Origin of the sequence: Aporhodopirellula aestuarii (genome assembly GCF_023701485.1) — a bacterium.
Lineage (GTDB): Bacteria > Planctomycetota > Planctomycetia > Pirellulales > Pirellulaceae > Rhodopirellula > Rhodopirellula aestuarii.
In genome coordinates this window covers 1-3211 of record NZ_JAMQBK010000103.1, presented here as the reverse complement: position 1 = coordinate 3211, position 3211 = coordinate 1, and the positions used below count along the sequence as shown (strand labels likewise).

Annotated in this window: 4 protein-coding genes; all 4 read left to right on the top strand. The window is 56.6% G+C overall.

Annotation, left to right across the window (positions count from 1 at the left end):
• Nucleotides 1–316: 316 nt before the first annotated feature.
• Entirely contained in the window at nucleotides 317–811 is a 495-nt protein-coding gene (locus NB063_RS29650; protein WP_250932964.1) for a GspH/FimT family pseudopilin, read from the top strand.
• Nucleotides 808–1308 carry a hypothetical protein gene (locus NB063_RS29645; RefSeq protein WP_250932962.1) on the top strand — a complete coding sequence of 167 codons (501 nt, stop codon included), beginning with the start codon at nucleotides 808–810 and terminating at the stop codon, nucleotides 1306–1308. Before NB063_RS29650 ends, NB063_RS29645 begins: the two co-directional genes overlap by 4 nt.
• A 104-nt stretch (nucleotides 1309–1412) precedes the next feature.
• Nucleotides 1413–1829 carry a hypothetical protein gene (locus NB063_RS29640; RefSeq protein WP_250932960.1) on the top strand — a complete coding sequence of 139 codons (417 nt, stop codon included), beginning with the start codon at nucleotides 1413–1415 and terminating at the stop codon, nucleotides 1827–1829.
• Nucleotides 1826–3160: a hypothetical protein gene (locus NB063_RS29635; protein ID WP_250932957.1), complete on the top strand. Its 1335-nt coding sequence runs from the start codon at nucleotides 1826–1828 to the stop codon at nucleotides 3158–3160. Before NB063_RS29640 ends, NB063_RS29635 begins: the two co-directional genes overlap by 4 nt.
• The last annotated feature ends 51 nt before the right edge of the window (nucleotides 3161–3211 follow it).

The following is a 3211-nucleotide window of genomic DNA, read 5'->3' as shown; positions in this document are numbered from 1 at the left end:
CTTGCGGAACTATCCCGACGTTTTGGACTTGGGCATCCAAACAGCTCGTCGGACATGGTGAATCGAGCGAAGAAGCCGATGGATTCCAATGCTGATATCCGCGAACGAGCGAAACGAATCGGAAGACGTCTGATCGCGAACCCCGAAGTTGACCCCGCTGTGAACCGGCCGGCTAGTCGTCGTGTCGACGAACCGGTTTCGCGGAACGTTGCTAAATCAACGTCGCCTTTCGTTGCATTTTGACATCACGTTGTCGTTTTGCGACCTAGACTCCACTGAGGTGAAACGACGCCCGGAGTTTACTTGAGGCTGGAATATGTGGATTGCACCGGTTGTGAAACGCCAACGCGCCGAAAATGATCATCGAACCGGCTTCACACTGGTGGAACTAGTCGTCGTGATATTGATCATCGGGGTTCTGACGACCGTGGCGGGGCCGGAGTTTGCCAGTTCCTTGCATCGCATGCGGGCAGAGGCGGCCGCGAAGCGGATCAAAGTCGATTTGGGCTACGCCCGACAAACTGCCATCGCGCAGAGTGGGCCGTTGTCCGTATCGTTCACTCCCGCTTCGGACGAGTATTCCATCCCCGGACTTCTTGACATCAACCAATCCGGCCAATCGTATACGGTGGTACTCACCGCGTCGCCCTACAACGCTTCGCTGGTCTCCGCTGCACTTGGGGGCGACACCGAGGTTCAGTTCGATCGATACGGTCAACCCGATAGCGGTGGCACGATTACGGTGGCATCCGGTGGGTACCAGACGACGGTGACTATCCACCCCAACACCGGAAAAGCGTCCATCCCATGAGAAGGCGTTCACACCATTTGCCGAATCGTGTCGGTCACACGCTGGTGGAATTGATCGTTTCTCTCGCGGGAGCCAGCGTGCTGATGCTGGGCTTGTCATCTACCCTCTTCATCGCACTGAAAATAACCGACCCATCGAGCACGCCGACCTCCGCCACCCTCGAAGGGAATGACGCGCTCACCGAATTTCTTTCCGACATCGAGTTTGCGATTTCGTTCAGCGAGCAGACCGCCAGCGCGGTCACATTCACCGTGCCCGACCGCAATGGCGACACCCTTGCCGAGACAATTCGTTACGTTTGGTCGGGCACGCAGGGCGATCCTTTGACACGGCAGTACAACGGCGGGACCGCATCCGTTTTGGTTGAAAACGTCCACGACTTTGGCTTGGACTATTTTCAACCTGACTCTGCAGTTGAATACGTGACGGTGCGGATTCGGGTCACCGACAACTCGCAAGCCAGCATCGAGACCTCCATCCCGGTGTTGAACCGATGATCAGATCCCCACGCCACTCTTTAAGAAGGACGAATCGCCGAGGGCTGAGCCTAGTGGAGGTGATCATCTCGACAATGCTGGTGGGATTTGTGTTGATTAGCGCTATGAGATGTCTGGCAGCCGTGATTCGCGGTCGCACAGGAATCAGCTACCAGGCTCGAGGCCCCCAACTCGCGCAACAGTTGATGACCGAAATACTCAACACGGATTACAAGGACCAAGGCCCCTCTCCCGTCTTCGGTTTGGAGAGCGGTGAGTCGGAAGTCAATCGACTCGACTTCGATGACGTCGATGATTTCAATGGTTGGACGAAAAGTCCTCCCCAGCACCGCAATGGCAATCCCGTCGCCAACTCAACCGACTGGCAAAGGGACGTCACGGTGCAATGGGTGGACCCCAGCGATCCATCCACTCCCTCAGGGTCCGATCAAGACCTGAAACGAATCACTGTCACGGTTCGTTACAACGGTAGTGTTGTGATGCAGCTCTTCGCCCTTTGCGGTTCCAAGCCATCGCCATGAACTTACGCTGCCATCCCGTCCAACGACCACGAAGGCATCCGCGTCGCGGTACGGCGCTCTACATCTCCGTCGTGTCGACTGCGATGATCGTCTCATTGCTGGGCCTAGCAGGGATGTGCATCATGCGGATCGAACGTCGGCACGCAACATCCGTCAATGATCGGCTGATCGCACGGTCCCATGCCAAGTCCGCCGTTGAACTCGGCTTGCGGTACATCAACGCCGATTCCAGCTGGCACACGACCTACTCAAACAGCGTGGAAACGACGCCTCTCGCGGTGGGCCCCGACGGGACCGGCACGGTCAGCTTCATGATCGAGGATACCGATGGCAGTCTGACCGACTCGGACACCGAACTCAGACTGAAAGGCATCGGTCGACTGAACAATACGGTCCAGGTAACCAGTGTCGAGATCACCGGTTCGCCCGAAGTGATCGATACTTTGCAGTGTTCGGTGTATGCAGCGGGGAACACGACGCAAAGTTCCAATTCCACGACCAATAGCGGGCCTTTCGCCTGCGGCAGCACCATCACTGTCAACGGGGCTGTCATAGGCGACGTCGAGGGATCTCCCGTCGTGGTTGTCGGTTCGGTATCGGGCACCGTCACCGATCCTGGACCGGCGCGCACTTTGCCATCGCCTGACGTGTGGGATACCTACCTCGCCTTGGCGACGCCTATCCCTTACACGAACTTTCCTGTAATTGATACGTCGCCCAACCAACGTGTGATCGCTCGGGAATTGCTTAGCGGTAATGTCAATCCGTTTGGATCACTTAACCCGGAAGGAATCTACTACGTACAAATTCCTAGCGGTGGAAGTCTGACCGCAAACAAATCACGACTGAATTGCACCTTGCTGATTGAACTATTGGGCACAGCATCTTTCGACACGATTCAGTCCTGTCTTTGGGATCCCTTCAACGGCAACAACTACCCTTGTGCGATCGTCAAAGGGACTGGGGCGGGAGACTTTCAGTTGAAGTCTTCCAACGCGACACTGAAGGAATCACAGACGCCCAAGCAAAACTTCAACCCACCTGGGAATCCGTATGACGGCGTCAGTAACACGGAGAACAACGACTCCTATACACCCCTCATGCGGGGATTGTTTCACGTTATCGGATCAAACGTGCACACAATTCTCGCATCCAATTTGGAGCTGCATGGTGTGGTGGTGACCGAAGGCACTTGTACCTTGGGCGCCAACCTGACCGTCACGCTGAACCCAAACATCTACTCCGACCCACCACTGGGTTACGATGAACTGCGTGGGGACGTGGCCGTCGTCCCAGGAACCTGGAACTGGGACGCCGCCCCAACACCCTGACTCGCCACGTTCTCCCACCGGCAAACGCTTCGCGTGGGGGTCAGACTCGCG

Excerpts from the sequence above, each read along its gene's own strand:
- NB063_RS29635 (WP_250932957.1), top strand. The coding sequence starts at position 1,826 with ATGAACTTACGCTGCCATCCCGTCCAACGACCACGAAGGCATCCGCGT.
- NB063_RS29650 (WP_250932964.1), top strand. The coding sequence starts at position 317 with ATGTGGATTGCACCGGTTGTGAAACGCCAACGCGCCGAAAATGATCAT.
- NB063_RS29645 (WP_250932962.1), top strand. The coding sequence starts at position 808 with ATGAGAAGGCGTTCACACCATTTGCCGAATCGTGTCGGTCACACGCTG.
- NB063_RS29640 (WP_250932960.1), top strand. The coding sequence starts at position 1,413 with ATGAGATGTCTGGCAGCCGTGATTCGCGGTCGCACAGGAATCAGCTAC.